The organism is Muricoccus roseus (genome assembly GCF_900141905.1).
In the GTDB taxonomy this organism is placed as follows: Bacteria; Pseudomonadota; Alphaproteobacteria; order Acetobacterales; family Acetobacteraceae; genus Roseomonas; species Roseomonas rosea.
In genome coordinates, this window is sequence record NZ_FQZF01000032.1 from 39,511 (window position 1) to 62,397 (window position 22,887).

At 69.3% G+C, this 22,887-nt stretch carries 19 protein-coding genes; 18 read left to right on the top strand and 1 reads right to left on the bottom strand.

The genetic code is table 11. The annotated features are described in order from the left end of the window. Nucleotides 1-73: 73 nt before the first annotated feature. The 18 genes from BUB97_RS20990 to BUB97_RS21070 all read left to right on the top strand — a co-directional run bounded on the left by BUB97_RS20990 (nt 74) and on the right by BUB97_RS21070 (nt 22,316). The gene (locus BUB97_RS20990) at nt 74-1,462 is read left to right on the top strand and encodes a Y-family DNA polymerase (protein ID WP_338141791.1); all 1,389 of its coding nucleotides are present in this window, start codon (nt 74-76) and stop codon (nt 1,460-1,462) included. Between the two features lie 7 nt (nt 1,463-1,469). Then, on the top strand, nt 1,470-4,760 hold the full coding sequence (locus tag BUB97_RS20995) for an error-prone DNA polymerase (RefSeq protein ID WP_073138432.1): 3,291 nt from the start codon (nt 1,470-1,472) through the stop codon (nt 4,758-4,760). Nucleotides 4,761-5,395: 635 nt separating this feature from the next. Further along, on the top strand, nt 5,396-6,076 hold the full coding sequence (locus tag BUB97_RS21000; protein ID WP_232480869.1) for a ParA family protein: 681 nt from the start codon (nt 5,396-5,398) through the stop codon (nt 6,074-6,076). A 929-nt stretch (nt 6,077-7,005) separates the two neighbouring features. Continuing rightward, entirely contained in the window at nt 7,006-7,959 is a 954-nt protein-coding gene (locus BUB97_RS21005) for a DUF3991 and TOPRIM domain-containing protein (RefSeq protein WP_073138434.1), read from the top strand. Further along, nucleotides 7,956-8,294: a hypothetical protein gene (locus BUB97_RS21010; protein ID WP_073138436.1), complete on the top strand. Its 339-nt coding sequence runs from the start codon at nt 7,956-7,958 to the stop codon at nt 8,292-8,294. Before BUB97_RS21005 ends, BUB97_RS21010 begins: the two co-directional genes overlap by 4 nt. Further along, nucleotides 8,278-10,326, top strand: a complete 2,049-nt coding sequence (locus tag BUB97_RS21015; protein WP_245818398.1) for an ATP-dependent helicase — start codon at nt 8,278-8,280, stop codon at nt 10,324-10,326. The genes BUB97_RS21010 and BUB97_RS21015 overlap by 17 nt, the downstream gene beginning before the upstream one ends. 180 nt (nt 10,327-10,506) lie before the next feature. Beyond that, nucleotides 10,507-10,680 (top strand): hypothetical protein, encoded by a 174-nt coding sequence (locus BUB97_RS26365; protein WP_175562701.1) that lies wholly within the window; start codon nt 10,507-10,509, stop codon nt 10,678-10,680. Then, complete coding sequence (locus BUB97_RS21020; protein WP_073138438.1) at nt 10,677-11,045, top strand: hypothetical protein; 369 nt, start codon at nt 10,677-10,679, stop codon at nt 11,043-11,045. Before BUB97_RS26365 ends, BUB97_RS21020 begins: the two co-directional genes overlap by 4 nt. A 56-nt stretch (nt 11,046-11,101) precedes the next feature. Then, nucleotides 11,102-11,692, top strand: a complete 591-nt coding sequence (locus BUB97_RS21025; RefSeq protein WP_139281410.1) for a hypothetical protein — start codon at nt 11,102-11,104, stop codon at nt 11,690-11,692. 3 nt (nt 11,693-11,695) lie between these two features. Then, on the top strand, nt 11,696-12,499 hold the full coding sequence (locus tag BUB97_RS21030; RefSeq protein WP_073138442.1) for an XF1762 family protein: 804 nt from the start codon (nt 11,696-11,698) through the stop codon (nt 12,497-12,499). Further along, complete coding sequence (locus BUB97_RS21035) at nt 12,496-12,825, top strand: hypothetical protein (protein WP_073138444.1); 330 nt, start codon at nt 12,496-12,498, stop codon at nt 12,823-12,825. Before BUB97_RS21030 ends, BUB97_RS21035 begins: the two co-directional genes overlap by 4 nt. 116 nt (nt 12,826-12,941) lie before the next feature. Next, nucleotides 12,942-13,325, top strand: coding sequence for a hypothetical protein (locus tag BUB97_RS21040; protein ID WP_073138446.1), 384 nt, complete (start codon nt 12,942-12,944; stop codon nt 13,323-13,325). A 156-nt stretch (nt 13,326-13,481) separates the two neighbouring features. After that, a complete protein-coding gene (locus BUB97_RS21045; protein ID WP_073138448.1) occupies nt 13,482-13,829 on the top strand; it encodes a hypothetical protein in 348 nt (115 codons plus the stop codon). Between the two features lie 11 nt (nt 13,830-13,840). Further along, nucleotides 13,841-14,173, top strand: coding sequence for a DUF5983 family protein (locus tag BUB97_RS21050; protein ID WP_073138451.1), 333 nt, complete (start codon nt 13,841-13,843; stop codon nt 14,171-14,173). A 142-nt stretch (nt 14,174-14,315) separates the two neighbouring features. Further along, on the top strand, nt 14,316-15,290 hold the full coding sequence (locus BUB97_RS21055; RefSeq protein WP_073138453.1) for an ArdC family protein: 975 nt from the start codon (nt 14,316-14,318) through the stop codon (nt 15,288-15,290). Between the two features lie 8 nt (nt 15,291-15,298). Next, nucleotides 15,299-16,297 (top strand): phosphoadenosine phosphosulfate reductase domain-containing protein, encoded by a 999-nt coding sequence (locus BUB97_RS21060; RefSeq protein ID WP_245818399.1) that lies wholly within the window; start codon nt 15,299-15,301, stop codon nt 16,295-16,297. Between the two features lie 138 nt (nt 16,298-16,435). Next, entirely contained in the window at nt 16,436-16,981 is a 546-nt protein-coding gene (locus BUB97_RS21065) for a hypothetical protein (protein ID WP_073138457.1), read from the top strand. Nucleotides 16,982-17,231: 250 nt separating this feature from the next. Continuing rightward, entirely contained in the window at nt 17,232-22,316 is a 5,085-nt protein-coding gene (locus BUB97_RS21070; RefSeq protein WP_073138459.1) for an N-6 DNA methylase, read from the top strand. Between the two features lie 303 nt (nt 22,317-22,619). Here the strand turns inward: BUB97_RS21070 and BUB97_RS21075 are convergent. Next, nucleotides 22,620-22,887, bottom strand: a 268-nt coding sequence (locus BUB97_RS21075; protein ID WP_175562702.1) for an ATP-binding protein, incomplete at its 5' end; no start/stop codon positions are given.

Sequence of the window (22,887 nt, forward strand, 5' to 3'; positions counted from 1 at the left end):
GTGGCTGGCGGTGGACGCGCTCCGACGGCGCGAGCCCGACCTCGCAAGCGAGGCAGTGGCGACGTGGCAGAGTGTGGGTAACCGCCGCGCGCTAGTTTGCGTCGACGCCCCGCATCTGCACGCAGGGCAGGCCATGGCCGACGCTCAGGCCATGCTGCCGAATCTCGTGTTGCGGCCCGCTGACCCAGGCAGTGAGGCCGAGCTGCTGCAGCGGCTCGGGCACTGGGCCCTGCGTTTCACACCGCTTGTGGCCCTGGATGCCCCAGATGGGCTGGTCCTCGACGTGTCCGGCTGCACCGACTTGTTCGGCGGTGAGATGGCCATGCTCGCGGAGGTGGAGCGCTGTTTCCGCCGGGCCGCCTATCGGGCGCGAGTCGGGATGGCGGGCAGCGCCGATGCTGCAGCAGCCATGGTCCGGAGCGGGCACAACGGCGTTGTTGTTCCCGTCGGCGGCGACCTAGAGGCAATCGGCGCACTGCCGCTTGCTTCGCTGCGGCTTCCTGGCGAGATCGCAACCGGTCTCGCCAGGCTCGGCCTGCTAACGCTGGGCGATGTGCTGCGCCAGCCGCGGGCGCCCCTGGCACGCCGCTTCGGTCGCCCACTACTCGATGCGCTGGATTTCGCCTCAGGCGCGAGGGCGCGGCCACTGAAGCTGGTCCAGCCACCCCCTGCCCTGCTGGCGATCCGCTCTTTCCTCGAGCCGATCGTGACGCGCCCGGCCATCGACCGTGCCGTGGACGCCCTGCTGGAGGAGCTGTGCGCTACGCTCGGTGAGTCGGGCAGCGGTGCCCGACGCCTCAGCCTGCTCGCCTTCCGCGTGGACGGCGAGGTGCAGGAGGTGGTCATCGGTGTCGGCAGTCCCTCGCGTGACGCCGCTCACCTGCGCCGGCTCTTCGCCGAGCGGCTTGGCACCTTGGAGCCCGACCTCGGCTTCGAGCGCATAATCCTGCGCGCGACCGAGACCAACGCACTTCAGGCCCGCCAACTGAGCGGCCTGGGCGGGGACGCCCTGGCCGGCGAGCAAGAGCGGATGCTGTCGAAGCTGATCGACCGTCTCGGCCAGCACGCCGTGATGTGGCGTGTGGCGCCGACCGGAAGCCATTGGCCCGAGGATAGCGTGGCCATGGTCGATCCCTACACAAATCCCGAGGTGCCGGACGCCTGGGAGGAGCGGCGGCGGCCGGTGCGCCTCCTGCGTCAACCGAAGGAACTCGGCGTGGTGGCCGAGGTGCCGGAGGGCCCCCCTGCCCGGCTGCGTTTGGACGGTCGCGTGCTGCGGGTGTTGCACGCCGCCGGCCCCGAGCGGCTGGAACCGGAATGGTGGGGCGACAAGCACGACCGTCCGCGCCGGGATTACTTTCGGGTGCAGACCGAGGAGGGCGGTCGGCTGTGGGTGTGCCGACTCGGGATCGACCGTCCCAACGCCCCGGCACGCTGGTTCCTGCACGGCGTCATGGGCTGATCGCCCTGTGTCCCTTGCCTACGCAGAACTCGGCTGCCGCTCGAACTTCACCTTGCTGGACGGCGCTTCGCATCCCGGCGAGCTGGTGGTGGCCGCTGCAGCGCTCGGCCATGCCGGGGTGGGCATCTGCGATACCAACAGCCTTGCCGGTGCTGTGCGCGGCCACGTTGCTGCCAAGGAGGCCGGCATCCCCTACGTTGTGGGCTGCCGCCTGCAGCTGCAGGACAGTGCCGAGTACCTGGTGTGGCCGACCGACCGGGCGTCCTTCGGCCGCCTGACCCGACTGCTTTCGCTGGGCCGCATGCGCTCGCCCAAGGGCGAGTGCAGCCTCACTCATGACGAGATGATCGGACATGCGGAGGGCTGGTGCATGGCGGCCGTATCCCCCGTGCGCCCGGACGCCGCCTTTGGCGATCGCCTACGGGCCGACGCCACGGCGCTGCGCTCTCGGTTGGCGCTGCCGCTGCTCTGCACGGCGACGATCCGTTTCGACGACATCGACGAGGAACGGCTGGAAGCCCTGGCCGGGATGACCGCCCTCGCCCGTGTTGATCTGCTGGCGACCAATGACGTGCGCTACCACGTCGCCTCCCGTCGTCGCCTGGCCGACGTGCTAACGGCGATCCGCCTCGGCCGGCCGGTGGACCGGCTGGGCCGCGATGCCGAGCCCAATGCTGAGCGGCACTTCAAAGACCCAGCCGAGATGGCCCGGCTGTTCCGCCGCGCCCCGGCCGCCCTGATCAACACCCTCCGTGTCCTCGAGGCCTGCAGGGGCTTCTCGCTGTCCCAGCTGCGCCACGAGTACCCGGACGAGATCATGGAGCCCGGCCGCACGCCGCAACAGACGCTGGAGGGCCGCGTCGCCGAAGCATGCGCCCGCCGTTTCCCGCGCGGCGTGCCCGACGACATCCAGGGCCGCATTGAGCACGAGCTGCGGCTAATCGAGCGGCTGGACTACGCGCCCTACTTCCTGACGGTGGACGAGGTGGTGCGCTTTGCCCGAGACCAGGACATCCTCTGTCAGGGACGCGGCTCCGCCGCTAACTCCTCCGTCTGCTACGTGCTCGGCATCACCGCGGTGGATCCCTCCAAGCACGACCTCCTGTTTGAACGCTTCCTTTCGGTGGAGCGGGCTGAGCCGCCCGACATCGACGTCGACTTCGAGCACGAGCGCCGCGAGGAGGTGATCCAGTTCATCTACCGCCGCTACGGCCGCGATCGCGCGGCCATCGTGGGCACTGTAATCCGCTTTCGCGGCCGATCGGCAGTGCGCGAGGTCGGCAAGGCGCTCGGACTGTCGGAGGACGTCACCGGGCGGCTGGCCAAGGCCAGCTGGGGCCCAGGACGGGACGACAGCCTGGCCGAAATCGCGGCGGCCGAGGGCCTCGACCTGTCCGACCGCCGCCTCGGCCTTGCGCTGGAGCTGGCCGAGGAGATCCAGGACTTCCCCCGCCACCTCGCCACCCATGTCGGCGGCTTTGTCATGTCGCGCGGGCCCCTGATCGAGATGGCGGTGGTCGGCAACGCCGCCATGGACGGGCGCACGGTGCTGGAGTGGGACAAGAATGACGTCGAGGCGCTCGGCCTGCTGAAGGTGGACATCCTGGCGCTGGGGATGCTGAGCTGCCTGCGGCGCGGCTTCGACCTCCTGCGCCGGCACCGCATTGCCGACCTCGATCTCGCCGACGTGCCCCGCGACTGCGCCGAGACCTACGCTATGCTGCGCCGGGCCGACTCTCTGGGCGTGTTCCAGGTCGAAAGCCGCGCGCAGATGAACATGCTGCCGCGTCTGCGGCCATCGAAGTTCTACGACCTGGTGGTGCAGGTGGCCCTCGTCCGGCCCGGGCCGATTCAGGGCGACATGGTACATCCCTACCTGCGCCGGCGCTGGGGCGACGAGGCGCCGGTCTACCCCTCCCCCAGCAAGGAACACGGTCCGGAGGACGAGCTAAAGCAGGTGCTCGGCCGCACCCTGGGCGTGCCACTCTTTCAGGAGCAGGCCATGCGGGTGGCCATCGTCGCCGCCGGCTTCTCGCCCGGCGAGGCCGACCAACTGCGCCGCGCCATGGCCACCTTCAAGTACACGCAGGGTGTGGCGGTGTACCGGGACAAGCTGGTCGGCGGCATGATCCGCCGCGGCTACGACCCCGACCTCGCCGAGAGCGTGTTCAAGCAGATCGAGGGCTTCGGCTCTTACGGATTTCCGGAGAGCCATGCCGCCAGCTTCGCACACCTAGCTTACGCCTCGGCCTGGGTGAAGTGCCACCACCCCGCGGTGTTCGCGGCCGCGCTGCTGAACAGCCAGCCAATGGGGTTCTACGCCCCAGCGCAGATCGTGCGCGACGCCCAGCAGCACCGGGTGGTGGTGCGTCGGCTGGACGTGAACGAGAGCCGTTGGGACTGCACCCTGGAGCCGGAGGCACGCAGCGCCGAGGGCCTCGCCCTGCGGCTAGGGCTGCGCATGGCCGCTGGCCTGTCGGCCGAGGACGGGAAGCAAGTGGCCGAGGCCCGGCGGGCGGGCAACGGCTCGCCATATGGCTCGGTGGACGAGGTGGTGCGCCGGGCCGGGGTAGGCCGTAAGGCTATTGAGGCCTTGGCCGAGGCGGACGGCTTTGCTGGCATGGGTCTCGATCGCCGGGCGGCGATGTGGGACGCTAAGGGAGTCGAGAGCGACACCCCTCCCCTACTGCGGCTGGCTGCCCAGGCCGCGGCGGCCGGTGAGCCGCCCCTCCTTGTCGAGCCCTCCCCTGCCCTGCCGGCCGAGGCCGATGGGCAGTCGGTGGTGCTGGACTACACTGCTACTGGGCTAACCCTACGTCAGCACCCCCTCGCCCTATTGCGACCGCAACTGCGGGCACTCGGTTGCAGCGATACCCGCGACCTGGAGGGTATGCGCGCGGGGCAGCGGATCAGGCTGGCTGGCATGGTGCTGATGCGGCAGCGGCCGGGCACGGCCAAGGGTATCGTCTTCATCACGGTCGAGGACGAGCACGGGACAGCGAACCTCGTCGTGTACACCGATGTCGGTACGCGCGACCGGGCCGCGCTCATCGGGGCCCGGCTTATGGTGGTCGAGGCTCGGGTAGAGCGTGAGACCGAACGGGCCGAGGTGCCGATCACCCACCTGATCTGCCGCAAGCTGGAGGATCGCTCCGATCTACTTCGTAGCCTGATGCAAGGCTCGCTGCATGAAGGATGGACTGAGCGCGCGATTGGACGCGCCGACGAGGTCAGGCGCCCGGATCCAGGGTCAGTGCGACCCAACCCCCACATGCCCCAAAGCAGAGATTTCCGTTAATCCTGCTTTCCCGAAACGCCGAAGCCCCGAAAGTAGGAAATCGGGTTAGGCTGGGAACTTTGAGGCGTTCAGTCACCAAATTGGGGCGGCACCTCCTCTCCTGAAACGCAGAGTGTTGGCACACCTGGGGTGTGTGGTCCTCTAGCAATTTGTGCGGGAAATCAGGCTGAAAGGGCACTCTATTAGCCCCGTAGTCACCCACCTTCGCCCGATTCCGGGCTTTCCCGAAACGAGGAAATCCTCGTTTAGTGCTTTCGTGGCAGCCGGAAACCAAGTAACGCTTCGTGATGCCGCGAGGTCAGGGCAGCGCGACCGTTGCTGGAAAGCGTGGTTTCGGGAGATCGGTGTTTCGGGGGGGGGCATGATGGCCATTGTCACGTTCGCTCAGGTCAAGGGTGGTTCAGGAAAGACTACCGCTGCGATGTGCACAGTTGCCGAACTCGGTGCCCGAGGTGCGACAGCCCCGTAGTCACCCACCTTCACCCGATTTCGGGCTTCCCCGAAACGACGAAATCCCCGTTTAGGGCTTTCGTGCTAACCTGAAACCGAGTAACGCTTGGTGACGCCGCAAGGTCAGGGCAGCGCGGCCGTTGCTGGAAAGCGTGGTTTCGGGAAATCGTTGTTTCGGGGGGGTCATGATGGCCATTGTCACGTTCGCTCAGGTCAAGGGTGGTTCAGGAAAGACTACCGCTGCGATGTGCACAGTTGCCGAACTCGTTGCCCGAGGCGCGACAGTTGCTGCCCTCGACCTCGACCCGAATCGTCCTCTGAACGCCTTCTTCGGGAAGGTGCCGGAACTGCAGCACGTAGGCGTAGCTGTTCCGGACGGCGAGCGTCGGGTCAGTGCTCTGGTGAGGGATCTAGCGTCGAAGCATGATCACGTCGTGATCGACCTTATGGGGGCTGCCACGAACGACACGCAGGTAGCAATGGCGCTGGCCGATTTGGTGATTGTCCCATCTCAGATGAGCGAGACTGACCTCCGATGCGGGGTCGAGACGTGGCGGCAAGCTGAGGAGGCCCAGGACATTAGCGGTCGCCGTATTGCCCGCGGCGTCCTTCTGACACGCACGGCAGCCGGCGCAGCCCGACCGAGGGTCGAAGCTTTTCTTAGAGAACAGTACCAGCGGATAGGCGCGCATGTTCTCAGGGCCGCCTTCGGCGACCGGGCTGCGTGGAAGGAGATGACCTACACCGCTCACATCCCTCATCTTCATGACAGGAGTAGTAATGCTGCAGCGAACTTCGTCGCCGTTTTCGACGAGATGATGGCCTTGATCTCGGAGGACGCTTCTCCCTTGGCCAGTGCAGCCTGAGGAATCGAGCAATGTCCGCAAAGCCTCAGCGCCCGGTACTTCAAGCGCCTGATTTCGGACCGCGGCCGGCGCCCTTACCAACCTCGGCTAATGACCCGCGCTTCAGTGCAGCGGAGGCTTTGGAGACCACAGAGGCTCTTGAGCGTGGCTTGAGGAGCGGTAACGTGCGCGTGGTTAATCCGGAAACCGCGCCTCCCCAATCACGAACTGAGCCCGGTGCTCCACCCTCTCGCCGCTCCCCGGAAATCTCACTCTCTACCAAGGCACCCGAGTACGTTCTGCAGCAGCTTCGGCGACGTTACGCCGAGACTGGAGTGACTATTCGCAATCAGCTTCTGCTCGCGTTGCGAAAGGATGGGATTGAAATCAGAGAGGATGATCTGCAGGACGAACGTAAACGTCCGCGGACCAGATAGTCTTCTCGCGTTGTAAGAAATCGGGAGTTCCGGCTTTCCCGAAAGACCGAAATCCCTAGAATGGCTCCACGGACTGGCTGGTTTCGGGGTTGCAGGCCGGGCGTTAGGGACCTGGCTACGCTCACAAGCTGCTGCGTGAGATGGTCGGGCTGCAGCTAACGACGCGACTTGCGGGATTCCTCCTCGTCTACCTGCCATCAACATACTGGTGTCCTCGCGTTCCTTTCGGCCGTACCGAGAATGACCGCGGGCAGAGCGAACGGCGTGCTCGCCACGATTGAACTCCGCTTTTCCTGTTCGCACCGCTGATCGCGATCCTATGGGCCGAACCGGTTCAGGGAGCCACGATGCATGGAAGACGGGAGGGGAGGGGAGAGGCCGCTACCGCTAGCGGCGGACCCGCGACAAGGGTGCGTCGCTGCGCTCCCGCACCGGGGCGGGGCCCCGGCAGTGCCCTTGTCCCGCGCCCGCCTCGCGGTCGGCGGGTGGAATCCAGGAGAAGGATTCCGAGGGATGATCGGTAAGGATGAGGAGCTGCAGCGGCTTCGGGAGGGCGTGAACTGCGCCGCGCTGTTGGAACGGATGCCGCCGCCGTGGAGGCTGGACAAGGCGGAGAGCACCCGGGACTGCCTGAAGTACCGGCGCGGCCAGGGCGAGATCATCATCGTCAACCACGCCGGCCGGGGCTGGTGGGATGCTGGCGGGACAGCCAAGGGCGACGTGTTCGGGCTCGTGCAGCACCTGCGCCCGGACATGAACTTCGGCCACGCCCGCAAGCTGCTGCGCGAGATGGTTGGGCTGCAGCCCAGCTTTCCCGAGCACGAGCGGGTGCGCTCGCGCGGGGAGGGGAGTACCACCGCGGCCGAACGCTGGACGGCAGCAAAGCCGCTCCGGCCGGGATCACGGGCCTGGCGTTACCTCGCCGATGTTCGGCGCCTGCCCAGCCCAATCCTGGACGCTGCCGTGGCGGTCGACGCGATCCGGGAAGGTGCCTACGGCACAGCCTGGTTTGCTCACCGCGACGAGACAGATGCGCTGACCGGCTTCGACATGCGTGGGCCGGAGTTCCGTGGCTTCGCCAAGGGCGGGGACAAGACCCTGTTCCGGCTGCCCGGCTGGATCGGCTCGCGTGAGGTACGGCCACGCCGGATGGCCGTGACCGAGGCGCCGATCGACGCCCTCAGCCTTGCGGCCGTCGGGCGGCTGCAGGGCGACACCCTGTACGTCGCCACTTCCGGCGGCATGGGGCCGGGGTCGGTGCAAGCATTGGATTTGCTGCTCGCCGGGATGGCCGCCCTGCCGGACGCCCTTCTGGCCACCGCGACCGACAACGACCCGCCGGGGGAGCGCTACGCCGCCTTCCTGGCCGAGCGCGCCGCCGCGGCGGGCGTGCGCTGCGAGCGCTTGCTGCCACCGCGCGGGCTGAACGACTGGAACGACGTCCTGACACGGGGGAGGGGGGCATGAGCCTCATCACGGAAAGCACTGCCACGGCCCCCAGTCCGGAGGCGGACGATCTGGTGCGCGCGCTGCACGCCGCCTTCTTCCGGCTGCCCCCGAAGCTGCAGGCCCGCTGCAAGGTGCCGCCAACCGGCGATGCCGCGATCGACCGCCCGGTGCTGGTCGCAGCCGACAACGGCTCCGACCACTACCGCGGCGTGGTGGTCGCGGGCGAGCGCGACCAGGACGGCCACTGGCTGCTGGACGACGCCTTCACTCTGCTCAGCCTCGACCACGACGAGGGTCCCGACGCCGCTCTGGTGATCTGCCACGGATGGAACTGCCATGCCGACCGCATCTGAAGCCATCTCCTCCGACCGTGCCCGGCTGGTAGCTGGGCTGACCCGCCCCCAGGGCGAAGCCGCCGGGATGCACGGGGCGGTGCTGGTGCTGGCAGGAGCTGGAACCGGCAAGACCAAGACCCTGACCGCCGGCGTCGCCCTGCGCATCGCCGAGCGCGGCATACCGGCCCAGCGCATCCTGGCCGTGACCTTCACCAACAAGGCGGCGGACGAGATGCGCGAGCGCATCGTCGCCCTGCTCGGCGGGCAGGCGGCGCCGTCCTGGATCGGCACCTTTCACGGCCTCGGAGCCCGCCAGTTGCGACAGGAGCCGGAGATGGCGGGGCTGCGCGAGAACTTCGACGTGCTCGATGCCGACGATGCCAAGCGCCTGCTCAAGCGCACCATGAAAGCCATGGGCGCCGAGGCCGGCGATGACGAGGGCATGGGCAAAGACCCGGTGAAGGCCATGGCCGGCCACATTGGCCGCTTCAAAGACAACCTCATCACCCCGAGCGAGGCGGTCATTCGGGCTGAGGCGATGATTGCCTCGAGTCCAATGGCCGACGCCTCCGGTCTGCGCGCCGCGGCACGCATCTACCCGGAATATCAGCGCCGTCTGGTGGAGGCCAACGCCGCCGACTTCGGCGACCTGCTGCTCTGGCCGACCGTGGCCATGGGACGCGACGAGGAGCGCCGACTGCGTTTCGCCGGCCGCTTCTCCTGCTTGCTGGCAGACGAGTACCAGGACGTGAACGCCGTCCAGTACCGCTGGATCCGGCTGATGGCCAAGGACCACGGCGAGATCTTCGCCGTGGGTGACGATGACCAGGCGGTGTTCGGCTGGCGCGGCGCGGACATCGAGTATATCCGCCGCTTCACGCGCGACTTCCGCGGCGCGGCCGTGGTCAAGCTGGAGGAGAATTTCCGCTCCACTGGCCACATCCTGGCCGCGGCCAACGCGGTGATCGCCCGTGACGACACCCGGTTAGGAAAGACGTTGCGCACCACCCGGGAGCAGGGCCAGCCGATCGAGGTGGTCAGGTTCCGCAACGACGAGGCGGAAGCGATCGGCATCGCCGCCGAGATCCGCAAGCGCGGCGCCGAGGGCGTCCGCTGGCAGGACATGGCCATCCTGTACCGGGCCAACCACCTGTCGCGCGGCATCGAGGAGGAGTTGCTGCGAGCCAAGGTGCCCTACGTGCTCGTCGGCGATGTCGGCTTCTACCAGCGCGCCGAGGTGAAGGACGCCCTGGCGCTGCTACGCCTCGCGACCTGCCCGGATGACTGCCAGTCCGACGAGGCGTTCCGCCGCGCCTGCAACAGCCCGCCGCGCGGCATCGGCCCGAAGGCGCTCGACCTGCTGGAGCGCAACGCCGAGTGGCGTGGTTCCTCGCTGCTGGCCGCCTGCCACACCGCCGAGCTACCGCCCAAGGTGAGAGGGGCGGCCGGGGCCTTCGCCGACGCCGTGCGCTCGGTCGCGGCCGACGCGGAGGCCACAGTCGCCGACCGCTTGTCCATGCTGCTCGACCGCACCGGCTACCGGCAGTGGCTGCGCGATAGGCGGGCTGAGACGGTGGAGGGTCGGCTGGAGAACTTGGCCGAACTGGTGCTGCTCGCCGGGAGCTTTCACTCAGCGGCGGAGTTGCTGGAACATGCCGCCCTGGCCAGCGCCGCCCCGGGGGAGGACACCGAGGGACGGGTGCAGCTGCTCACCCTGCACCGGGCCAAGGGACTGGAGTTCGCCCAGGTCTTCCTGCCGGCATGGAACACGACCGTATTCCCGAGCCAGTACGGCGAGGCCTCGGAGGAGCGGCGACTGGCCTATGTGGCACTGACCCGCGGCAAGGAGCGGGTGGCGGTCAGCTACGCCGAGTTCCGGCGCGGCTACGTCGATCCCTCGCCCTTTCTCGACGACATCCCGGCCGACAACCGCCACGAGGGGTGGCTCCGCCCGGAGGAGCGCCGGGCACCGCGTCCATCACCCCGGCAGTCCGGCATGGACGCGCTCAACGAGATGCTCGCCAGCCTGCGGCAGCGGCGGGCGGGGTAAAGCAGGCGGGAGAGCAGGGAGGAGGAGAGGGAGTAGGGAAAGCCCTGCCACCCTCTCCCGGAGCGCGGCAAGGGTTCGTCGCTGCGCTCCCGCCGCAAGCGGCTCCCTTGCCTCGCCCCGGTCGGGGCGGCCGGCGGGCTGGGTCTTCGAGAAGAAGATTCAGCAGAAGGAATGGGATCCATGGATCTCGCCACACGCCTCTCCAAGCGTCAGGGCCGCAGACAGGACATCGAGGCAGCCGTCGGTCTGATCGTCATCGTTGTCGTCCTCCTTGGCGGCGCCGTGCTGCCGGGCTTCCTGGCACAGCACGCCTCCACCGTCCCGGTGCCGGCCCATCGGGAGGCCCGCCGGTGAGCCCCATCATCCTGCCCGAGATCCAGGGCCATCTCACCGTTCGGGCGCTGAAGGGTGAAGTGGCGGACGGTTTTGCTCTGTCCCGCGCCGACTGCTTCCCTGTTGTCGAGGTCGCCATCGTCCACGACGGCGCCGACCGCGGCATCGGCGAGACCGAGGCCTACGTCGCGCTGCTCGCCCGCGCTCCCGGCATGAAGCGCCTGCTCGAAGAGGCCCTGGCCTTCGAGGCCGAGGCCTTTGACGACGACGAGTCGGTGTCGGGTGCTGACCTGGTGGAATGGTTCGCTGGCTGGCGCGGCCGGGTCCGTAAGCTGCTGACGCAGCCGCTGCCGCCTCTTCTCCTGGTGATCGACCCGGAATCCTGACGGGCGCCCCACGCCCTTCCGATTGCCCCCATCAATCCGATCCGAAAGGAACTGCCATGTCCACTCCGGCACGGTTGCCCCGGCTGCTTGTCCTGCGTCCCTACCTCGGGCAGGCGACCCGTGACGGCGCCTACGCGCACGTCGACGCCCTGGTGATGTACACACGCGACGGCACGATGCCGTGCCGCTACGGCGAGCTGCGCCCACTGATGTGGCACGAGGACGGCGCACGCCCCATCCTGCACGAGAACTTCCGCTTCACCTGCCAGGTCGATGACCGGCAGGCCACGCCTTACGCACTGCGCTACGGGTACATGCCGGAGAACGGCGAGGTGTTCACCACGAGCGATCTCGCCCGCTTCGGCAAGCCGCTCGCCGCCCTGCAGCGCGCCATGGCGCGGCTGGTCGAGCAGGAGGGGCGCACCGAGGATCTCGGGCAGATCTTCGCCCGGCTCGCCCGCGTGCTGCGGGTCGATGGCACGGTGCTGCTGGATGTCCGCGAGCACGGCAGCTTCTTCGAGGAGAACCACCGCGTCCGTCTGACGGCAGACGCTCCGAACCTCGGCGAGATGATCCGTGATCTCGGGGTGGTCGCGCGGGAACTGTACCTTCGCTGCGCCGAGCGGCTCGGCCGTCGGGCGGCCTGAGCCATGGTCCTCGCCTGCGAGGCTCCCGAGAGGGCGGCCGCGATCTGCTCCTGGTGCGGCGAGATTGCCGTGCTGGAGCTTGCGGAGGCGTGGTCCGACCACGCTTTCCAGTTCAAGACCTGCTGCCCGGCCGCCCACGAGGACGTCTGCGCCGGCATGGCCGAGGACCCTGCCTGGGCGCGCGACCTGCTGCGCCATCTCGGGGCCGAGGTCCTGCTGGGACACGGCCTGCGCCGAGTGGCCGACACCGGCTGCGGCCAGCTGCTGCTGGACTGGAAGCTGGAGGTCCGGCCAGTGAGCTTCGCACGCGCTGCCGACTTCGTGCGGCGTCACCACACCCACAACGCCGCCCCAACCGCCTGGCGCTACGGCGCCGCGATCGTCAACGGGTCCACCCTGCTGGGCGTAGTGATGATCGGCAACCCGGTCGCCCGCGGCTTGATGGGCCGAGGCACTCTCGAGGTGAATCGCCTCTGCATCCGCAGAGATGTCCCCCGCACCCTGGCCTGGAACGCCTGCTCGCAGCTTTATGGCTGGGCGGCCAGGGAGGCCGAGGTGCGCGGCTTCGAGCGCATCGTTACCTACACGCGGGCTGATGAGGAGGGCGGCAGCCTCCGCGCTGCAGGATGGAACAGGGATGCCCAGGTTCGCGGTCGGTCATGGAGCAGCCCGACGCGGCCACGCACCGACCGTGCCCCGCTGATCGACAAGCATCGCTGGAGCCGGGCGTTGAAGCCTCGCCATCCTGTTCCCCAGCCGGCCGTGCTGCCGGCGATCATGCCCCTGACCCTGGATGCCGCCGCGTGAACCGGCCGCCAATCCCGTGGAACCCGGAGGACCTGCTCGACGTCGCCCGCGCCATCGAGGCCCTGGGCGCCCTGAGCTTCCAAATGGCCGAGCGCTTCGGCCCCGACGACGGGCTGGAGCTGTCCTGCCGCGCTACGGCCGCGCTGCTCGAGCGCGTTCTGCGCGACGAGGCCGATGCCGCCCTGCGCCACACGATCATGCGCCGCCTGGAGGCTGAGGCCGACCATGCCAGGGAGATGCAGGAGACGAGCCCGATCAAAGAGAGCGAGGAAAGCGGTGAGAGAGCCGTGCCGCACGGCGGCCCGGCGCCGCAAGGGGAGGCCTGACGGCCCGCGGCTGCGCCGCGCCCTTGCCCCACCGTCCCGCGTCCGGCCGCGGCGGAGGGGCCGAGGCGGAATGATCCGTTCTCGGCAGGCAAACCTACCCTGAAAGGGATCAGCCCGTGGCTACCACCAGCATTATCCTATCCGCCTACCTTGGCCGTCGCGTGCGTGAGCACGGCTACATCTCGACGGAGATCGGGCTGTGCATCGGCGGCGGCACGCCCCAGCGCCGTCTCGCTGTCGAGGGCCTGACCGGCATCACCCGCGCCGTGGCCGAGTTCGGCCGCGACGTGCTGGCCGCCAACCCTGGCGCCAGCTTCGACATCTCGGTCACCATGGCCAAGGGCCAGCGCAAGCCGCGTGGTTTCGACGATGCCGAGAAGGCCGGGACCTTCGGCCACAAGGCTTTCCTGCGCGAGGACGCCGGCGAGGACGCAACCCACCGCAAGCTGGTCGGTCCGTCGGCCGCGGGTGCCGGCGCGCCTGCAGCGGTCGCGGCCTGAGAAGGCAGCGAAGGGAGAGGTGTGAGCGGGGAGGGGTGCCGCACCCCGTCCCCCGCCGCAAGGGCGAGGGCCTGACGGCCCGCCACTGCGCGGCGCCCTTGCCCCGGCGGCGCGGGGCGACGGCCGCCTGGGGGGTGTTCGGAAAGGAACACCACCATGGAAATCCGCCGCCTCGCCGCCCGTCCTGGGCCGGACCTGTTCACCCGCATCCCCGCCGCCGACGCGGGCGAACCGATCGCCTGCACCCGCTGCAGCTCGACCTTCGATGCCGATCCCACCATCGCCGTCGGCTGCCCCACCTGCGGCGCTCCGGAGGGGGAGCGCTGCCGCCTTCCGGCGCAGGGCGGTCTCCATCGCTCGCACTACACGCGCGCTCACATCGCACTGCGCACCGGCCGCATGGGCGCTTGCGAGGCGCTGACCTGGGACCGGCTGCACGCGCTGCCCGTGAGGCTCCCCGCGGCGTCCTGCCCCACCGCCGTTCCCGTCCACGCGAGCCGGTGAGGAACACTCCGATGAGCGTCGTCCGCCGCTTTCTCGACCTGTCCAACGCCCACCTCACGAACGAGGACAGGTCGCTTCTCGATGCCTGCGCCGGTCACGACACCGGCGAGCTGCTCTGCTCCAGCACACCCTATGGCTGGTTCGTCTTCGCCTGCGAGGAGCGGCCGCAGATCTCCGACACGCTGTGGGCGCTGTTCGAGGAAGCCCGCCAGCACGGCTGCGAGTACCTCCTGTTCGACCGCGACGCTGCGAGCCTCGAAGGCTTCCCGGTGTTCGACTGGGAGGCCGAGGAAGCCACGACCGAGAGGGCTAGGGAGGAGGAGGAACTGACGGAGCCAGGATGAGGGGAGGGAGGAAAGGCCGTCCCGCACCGGGATGGTCGCCGCAAGGGTTCGTCGCTGCGCTCCCGCGCTCCGCGCGCCCTTGCCCCGACCACCCCGGACGCGGGGGCGGGGAGGTGTTCCGAGAGAATGAAAGGGAACACCGATGGCCCAGTCCCGCCGCCAGTCGTCCGAGCGCCCGGCTCCCCGCGACCACTACGCCGAGATCACCGACCAAGTGGTCGCGGCACTCGAGGCCGGCACGGTGCCGTGGCGCCGCCCCTGGGACCAGGACAAGGCCGGCGCCGGGCCCCTGTCGCCGCGCAACGCCGTCACGGGCCGGCGCTATCACGGGATCAACGTCCTGTTGCTCGGCATAACCGGCATGGCCTTCGCTGGCACCGATCCCCGCTGGCTCACTTACAAGCAGGCCGAGAGCAAGGGCTGGCAGGTCCGCCGCGGCGAGCGCGGCTCGCGTGTGTTCTTCTTCCGCAAGCTGACCCTCCGCGACGGCGACGCCGCGCCCGATGCCGGAGGGGAGGTGGAGGGCGGCACCCGCACCGTGCCGGTGCTGCGTGCCTACACCGTGTTCCACGCCAGCCAGGTGGACGGCATCCCCGCCTTCGAGGCGCCCTCTGTTGAGGAAGCGTCCTGGCGCACGCCCGAAGCGGCCGAGACTATCATGCGCAACAGCGGCGTGCTGTTCCGCGAGGGCGGCGACCGCGCCTACTACTGCCCGTCCACCGACCACATCCAGATGCCGCCGCGCGCAGCCTTCGCCACGCCCGAGGGCTACTGTACGACCGGCCTGCACGAGCTGGCGCACGCCTCGGGCGCCAAGCACCGCCTGGACCGCGACCTGACCGGCCGCTTCGGAAGCCATGCTTACGCGCAGGAGGAACTGCGGGCCGAACTCACATCCTGCTTTGTCGGTGCCGATCTGGGTCTGCCCTGCGACATCCCCAACCACGCCAGCTACGTCGCGTCCTGGCTCCGCACCCTCAAGCAGGACAAGCGCGAGATCTTCCGGGCGGCGGCTGAGGCGCAGCGCATGGCCGACTACCTGCTGGCCTTCCATCCCGAGCACGCCCGCATCGCGGCTGAGGAGGCGCGGCGCGACGAGGCCGCCGAGGAGGCATGAGGGCCGCCGTGCAGACGCATAGGGTCGGGAACACGCCCGACCTGCAGTCCTACGACCACGTCGTGCTGTTCACCTCCGGCGGCAAAGACGCCACGGCGTGCATGTTCGATCTGCTAGATCGCGGCGTGAATCCGGCGCGCATCGAGCTGCACCACCACGAGGTGGACGGCCGAGGACCGGCCTTCATGGACTGGCCGGTAACCGGCGCCTACGTCGCCGCCCAGGCAGTGGCCTTTGGCGTGCCGCTGTTCCGTTCCTGGCGCGAGGGCGGGTTCGAGCGGGAGATGCTGCGCCAGAACGCAGCGACGGCGCCGATCCAGTTCGAGACACCTCATGGCCTCATGAGGGCAGGAGGTGGCGGTCCGCGGAACACCCGGCTGCTGTTTCCGCAAACCTCCGCTGACCTCTCCGTCCGCTGGTGCTCGGCCGCCCTCAAGATCGGCGTCGGCGCGGCCTCCATCGCTGGGCAGGACCGCTTCCTCGGCCGCCGCACCCTGGTGGTGACCGGCGAACGGGCGCAGGAGAGCGCTGCGCGGGCGCGCTACTCTACCTTTGAGCCGCACCGCACTGACACGCGCGACGGCTCCCGTCGGCCGCGCCACGTCGACCACTGGCGCCCGGTCCACGGCTGGGACGAGGGCCGGGTGTGGGACGCCCTGCAACGGCACGGCATGCGGCCGCACCCGGCCTATGAGCTCGGCTGGTCGCGCCTGTCCTGCATGGCCTGCAATTTCGGCTCGGCCGCGCAGTGGGCCACCATCCGCCTGATCGCGCCGGCGCTGTTCGAGCGCATCGCGGCCTACGAAGATCAGTTCGGCCGCACCATCCAGCGCGCCCGCTCAATCCGCACCTTGGCCGACCTCGGCCGACCCTACCCGGCCGCCCTGTCCCGTCCCGACCTCGTGGCCCTCGCCCTCGGCGAGAGCTGGGGGTTGCCAATCCTCGGCCTGCCCTCGGCGTGGACTCTCCCGGCGGGCGCTTTCGGCGAGGCCGCCGGTGCGACCTGAAAAGGGACGACGAGACGAAGGAGGAGCTGCCGCACGCCGACCAGGCGCCGCAAGGGTGCGTCGGCTTCGCCTCCCGCGCTGCGCGCGCCCTTGCTGGCCGAAGCGAAATGGGCGCGATGCTCCAACGCCCCGCCCACGATGGCCGACCTCTGGGTGGATCCGGTTGCCAACCCGTCCTGCTTCGCGCGGCCCCGCCCGCAGGACTTCGATCCCGACCCGGCGAAGCGGCGGCGCCGTGTGCCGCCGCCGCCTGCGGTGCGGGCCGACCCGCACTCGATCCCGAACATGCTCGCCGCCCTGACCGGGCGGGGCCTCAAGGCCAGGATCACCCGGTTGGGCGATCCCGCCCACGCGCGCGGCCACATCCAGGTGGATATGCCGGTGAAGAGTCGGGCGCGCTTTGTCCTGATCGGGGAGGCCAGCGACGGCGTCACCGAATGGCGCGCCGTTTGGGACGGCAACGACAGCAAGGCCGGGCTTAAACGGCGGCGGCAGTCCGAAGCCACCGACGCATACCGCCTAATGCTTACGGCGATGCGCGAGGGGCGCCCGCAGTCCCAATCGACTTGTTTGCCGTTCTTCCCGAAATCCCGAAAACTTGAAAAAGGGAAAGAGAGAACTTTGAGAACGGATGAGATGAGGGAGAACTCGCTGCCACCGCGGCCCGGCGCGCGGCAAGGGTGAAGTCGCTCCGCTCCCGCCGCTGCGCGGCGCCCTTGCCCCGCCCCGAACCGGGCGGCCGGCGTGGAGTGGTCACGAGGAAGAAGATGAAACGGGAGAGGGGATGATCCCCGACCCGGCCTGACCTCGACCGGCGTCCCCCAGGGCGTCGCCCCCGCAAGAGTCCACTCACCACCAGCATCGCGTCACGCGCACCCGGCCGCCCCCATGGGCCGCCGGGCGCTCGCGCGTGCGCGCACGGGAACCCCGCGCCATGGCCAAGACCGCCCCCGCCTCCACCCAGCTGAGCCTGTTCGACACCACCGCGCTGACCTCGCCCTTCGGGCTGTTCGGAGAGGGGAGCGGCGGCCTGCTGCCCGCCCTGGACGGGGACGATGACGAGGACGATGCGGCCGAGGCGCCGATTGCCCCGGCGATCCCGCGCGTGGTGGCCCGCGACTTCCGCCTCGCCGGCGATCGCGGCCTCGCTGCCGGCTGGAAGGCTCGCGCGGCCGACAACCTGGCGGCCATCCGCCTGCTGCAGCGGATCGAGGGCGAGACCCGGCCGGCCACGGCCGACGAGCAGGTGGTGCTGGCCCGCTTCGTCGGCTACGGGGCCGGCGACCTCGCCAACACCCTGTTCCGCCGCCCTGGCGAAGCGTGGCGCGAGGGCTGGGCCGAGCAGGGCGACGGGCTGGAGCAGGCCGTGTCGGCCGCGGAACTGGCGTCGTTGAGTCGCTGCACCCAGTACGCCCACTTCACGCCCGAGTACGTGGTGCGCGCTGTGTGGGCGGGGCTGACCCGCATGGGCTTTCAGTACGGCTCGATCTTGGAGCCGGGCTGCGGCACCGGCCAGTTCCTGGCCCTGCGCCCCGAGGGGATCGAGGACTGCTCCGCCGTCACCGGCATCGAGATGGACCCGATCACCGCCCGCATCGCGGCGCTGCTCTACCCCAAGGCGTGGATCCGCAACGAGGACTTCACCCGCGCCAAGCTGGCCGAGAGCTTTGACCTCGCGGTCGGCAACCCGCCCTTCTCGGACCGCACGGTGCGTGCCGAGGACGTGGCCGGCAAGCTCGGCCTCAAGCTGCACGACTACTTCATCGCCCGTGCCGTGGAGCGCCTGAAGCCCGGCGGCCTCGCCGCCTTCGTCACCTCGCACGGCACGATGGACAAGGTGGACCCCAAGGCGCGCGAGCACATCGCGGGCATGGCCGACCTGGTGGGCGCCATCCGCCTGCCGGCCGGCGCCTTCGCCGCCGCCGCCGGTACCGACGTTGTGGTGGACGTGCTGTTCCTGCAGCGCCGCGAGCGCGGGGCCGCCTCGAACGGGGTGGAGTGGGCCCATCTGGAGGAGGTGGTCCCGGCCGAGGACGGCGACGCGGCGATCTACGTCAACGCCTACTTCGCGGCGCACCCGGAGATGGTGCTCGGGCGACATGACTGGACCAGCAGCCCGTTCGGCCTGACCTACGACTGCGCCCGCGACGGCCGCGACCTGGACGGGGCGCTCGCCGAGGCCGCCGCCCGGCTGCCCGAGGGGATTCACCAGCCCCCGCACGCCGCCACGGCGCCGGTCCGGGTGGCGAAGCCCACCCTGCAGGTCGGCACCGCCGCCGAGGGGGCCACGGTCAAGGAGGGCTCCTACCTGCTGGGCGCCAACGGCACCCTGCTGCAGGTGGTGGACGGCCGCGCCGAGGAGGTGGCGGTGAAGTCGGGCAAGGGCACCGTCGGCCTGTTCGCCAAGCACGCGCGTATCATCCGCGGCCTTATCCCGGTCCGCGACGCCGTGCGCGAGGTCATCCGCGCCCAGGAGCGCGACGAGCCCTTCGGCGCCGCCCAGGTGCGGCTGCGCGCCGCCTACGGCGCCTTCCTGCGCAGCTTCGGCCCCATCAACCTGACCAGCGTCTCGACCTCTACCGACGAGGCCACGGGCGAGGTGCGCGAGAGCGTGCGTCGCCCGAACCTGCAGCCCTTCCTGGACGATCCCGATAGCTGGCTGGTGTCGTCGATCGAGGAGTACGACCTCGAGAGCGGCGAGGCGACCAAGGGCCCGATCTTCACCGACCGGGTGATCCACGCGCGGGCCGAGCCGGTCATCGTCTCGGCCGCCGATGCCCTGGCGGTGACGCTGGCCGAGCGGGCCGTGGTGGACCTCGACCGCATCGGCGAGCTGATCGGCCGCGACCGCGCCACGGTGCTGGCCGAACTCGGCGAAACGGTGTTCCTCGACCCTGGGCTGACCACGGAGGGCTTCGAAGCCTGGCAGACGGCCGACGAGTACCTGTCCGGCCATGTCCGTCGCAAGCTGGCCGCCGCCCGCGCCGCCTCTGTGCTGGACGAGCGCTACGCCCGCAACGTGGCCGCTCTGGAGCGGGTGCAGCCAGAGGACCTGCGGCCCTCCGACATCACCGCCCGCCTCGGCGCGCCGTGGCTGCCGGCCACCGACGTCGCCGACTTCATCCGCGAGGTGATGGGAGTCACCACGATGGTGCGGCATACCGTGGAGGTGGCGCACTGGAGCATCGAGATCTACCGCTTCGCCGGTGAGGCCTCGGCCACCTCGGAGTGGGGCACGCACCGCCGGCACGCCGGCGAACTGCTGGATGACGCGCTGAACGCTTCCATCCCACAGATCTGGGACGTCTGGCGCGACGAGCAGGGCGAGCACCGGCAGATCAACGCCCAGGAGACCGAGGCGGCCAAGGACAAGCTGGCCAAGATCAAGGGCGCCTTCGAGCGTTGGGTATGGACTGACAGCGACCGCGCCGAGCGGCTGGTCCGCCTGTACAACGACGCCTTCAACAGCCTCGTGCCGCGGCACTTCTCGGGCGAGCACCTGCAGCTGCCTGGCGCCTCCTCGGTCATCCAGCTGCGCGCCCACCAGAAGCGCGTCATCTGGCGCATCGTCGCCTCCGGCCAGACCTACATTGCCCACGCGGTCGGGGCGGGGAAGACCTTCACCATCGCGGCCGCCATCATGGAGCAGAAGCGCCTCGGCTTGATCGGAAAGGCCATGCTGACCGTGCCAGGGCACTGCCTTGCCCAGGCCTCGCGCGAGTTCCTGCAGCTTTACCCGGGCGCCCGCATCCTGGTGGCCGACGAGACCAATTTCACCAAGGACAAGCGCGGACGCTTCTTGGCCCGCGCGGCGACGGCCAACTGGGACTGCATCATCATCACCCACTCGGCCTTCAAGTTCATCGCAACACCCGCGGAGTTCGAGCGCGGCCTCGTGCAAGAGCAGCTCGACGCATACTCCGCCCTGCTGGAGCGGCTCGACGGCGACGACCGCATCGCGCGCAAGCGCATCGAGCGCATGAAGGAGGGCATGCAGGAGAAGCTGGACGGCCTTTCGACGGCGAAGGACGACATGCTGACCATCGCCGAGATCGGCGTCGATCAGGTGATCGCCGACGAGGCGCAAGAGTTCCGCAAGCTGTCCTTCGCCACCAACATGGGCGGCCTGAAGGGCATCGCTCCGGACGGCTCGCAGCGGGCCTGGGACCTGTTCGTGAAGTCGCGCTTCATCGGTACCATCAATCCTGGCCGCGCACTCGTGCTCGCCTCCGGCACGCCGATCACCAACACGCTAGGCGAGATGTTCACGCTGCAGCGCTTCATGCAGCCCGAGATGCTGGAGGAGCGCGGCATCCAGGAGTTCGACGCCTGGGCCTCCAACTTCGGCGACACCCGCACCGAGCTGGAGTTGCAGCCCTCCGGCAACTACAAGCCGGTCACCCGCTTCTCGGAGTTCGTCAACGTCGCCGACCTGATCGCCATGTTCCGCACCGTCGCGGACGTGGTGTCGAAGGACGACCTGCGGCAGTACCTGAAGCTGCCTTCGATCATCGGTGGCAAGCGCCAGATCATCACTGCCCCGGCGAGCCCGGCCTTCCGGGACTACCAGCGCACCCTGGCGGCGCGGATCGCGGCGATTGAGGCGGGCAAGGGCAAGCCCGAGAAGGGCCAGGACATCCTGCTCTCCGTCATCACCGACGGCCGGCACGCTGCCATCGACCTGCGCTTCGTGGTGCCCGAGCAGGACAACGAGCCCGAGAACAAGCTCAACCTGCTCATCGACAACGCCTTCCGCATCTGGTCCGAGACCCGCGACCGGCGTTTCCGCAAGCCGGACGGCTCGCCACACCCGGTGCCCGGCGCCACCCAGATGATCTTCTCGGACCTGGGAACCGAGGGAGCACTCGCCACGCGCGGCTTCTCGGCCTACCGCTGGATCCGCGAAGGGCTGATCGCGCGCGGCGTGCCGCCCGAGCGCATCGCCTTCATGCAGGACTACAAGAAGTCCGAGGCCAAGCAGTCGTTGTTCAATGCCATGAACAATGGCCAGATGGACTTCCTGCTGGGCTCCTCGGCCACCATGGGGACGGGCGTGAACGCCCAGCGCCGGCTGGCCGCCCTGCACCACCTCGACGTGCCCTGGCTGCCCTCCGAGATCGAGCAGCGCGAGGGGCGCATCGAGCGCCAGGGAAACCAGAACGAGGAAATCGGCCTCTACGCCTACGCCACGCTCGGCTCGATGGACGCCCAGATGTGGCAGAACAACGAGCGCAAGGCCCGCTTCATCGCCGCGGCGCTGGGGGGCGACCGCTCGATCCGCCGCCTGGAGGACGTCGGCAGCCAAGCCAATCAGTTCGCAATGGCCAAGGCCATTGCCTCCGGCGACCCCCGCCTGATGCAGAAGGCGGGGCTGGAGGCCGAGTTGGCCCGCCTCGATCGCCTGCGTGCCGCCCACTTCGACGACCAGCACGCCGTGCGGCGTCGGGTCGCCGAGGCCCGCTCGACCATTGGACGGGCGACCCAGGCCATCGCCGACACCGAGGCGGATCTGGGGCGACGCGTCTCCACCCGGGGCGACGACTTCCGCATGGAGGTGGATGGCAGGACTTTCGCCGAGCGCAAGCCGGCGGGCGCCGCCCTGCTGAAGTTCATCCGCACCGTGCAGTTGGAGGGCCGCAAGGGCGACTGGGACCTCGGGCAGATCGGCGGCTTTCCGCTGAAGCTGGAAGCCCGCCGCTACCGCCAGGGCGCGGACCTGGAGATCCACCTGCTGCTCACGCGCACTGGCGGCGAGCACGAGGTGCGGGTGGAGGACGACCTCACCGCCATGGGGCTGGTGTCGCGGCTGGAATACGACCTCGGCCGCTTCGAGGCGGAGTTGGCTGAGTACCGCCGGGGGCTGTTAGAGGCCCAGCGACAGCTGCCGGCCTATGAGGCGCGGCTTGGCGAGGGCTTCGAGTTTCAGGCCGATCTCGATGCCAAGCGTGCCGAGATGGCCGAACTGGAGGCCTCTCTGGCGCAGACCGGCAGAGAGGAGGCGCTCTCCGCTGCGGCCTAACGCAGGCAAAAAAAGGGCGGCGCCCGTGGGTGCCGCCCGAGTTTAGGGAGGAAACGTCCAAGAAAGCAGCATCGGCCAAGCCGGTTGCTGCACTGCACAAGATAGGCATAGGAGGCTGACGGGCAAGTTAATTTGTGCAACGCAGCATGAAGGTTTGAAGGAGGAGACGAGGGGGGAGGGAAGCGGTCGCACCCGGTCGTGCCCCGGCACCGCTTCGCTGTTGAGTTTCGCTGAGAACTGACCCGGGGTTTTCATCGAGAACTGACCCGTGCAGGGATATGTCCCGCGGGCTGTGGCCGCGGGTCAAGCGGGTGCTTTGGCCCTCCTGTTCCTGGGTTCGGCCGAGCTGCTCCTGAACCGGAAACTGTCGTTGCCGGTCTCCAGGATGTGGCAGTGGTGCGTGAGCCGGTCGAGCAGGGCCGTGGTCATCTTAGCGTCGCCGAACACGCCGCCCCACTCGCTGAAACTCAGGTTGGTGGTGATGACCACGCTGGTGCGCTCGTAGAGCTTGCTGAGCAGGTGGAACAGCAAGGCGCCGCCCGAGGCGCTGAACGGCAGGTAGCCGAGCTCG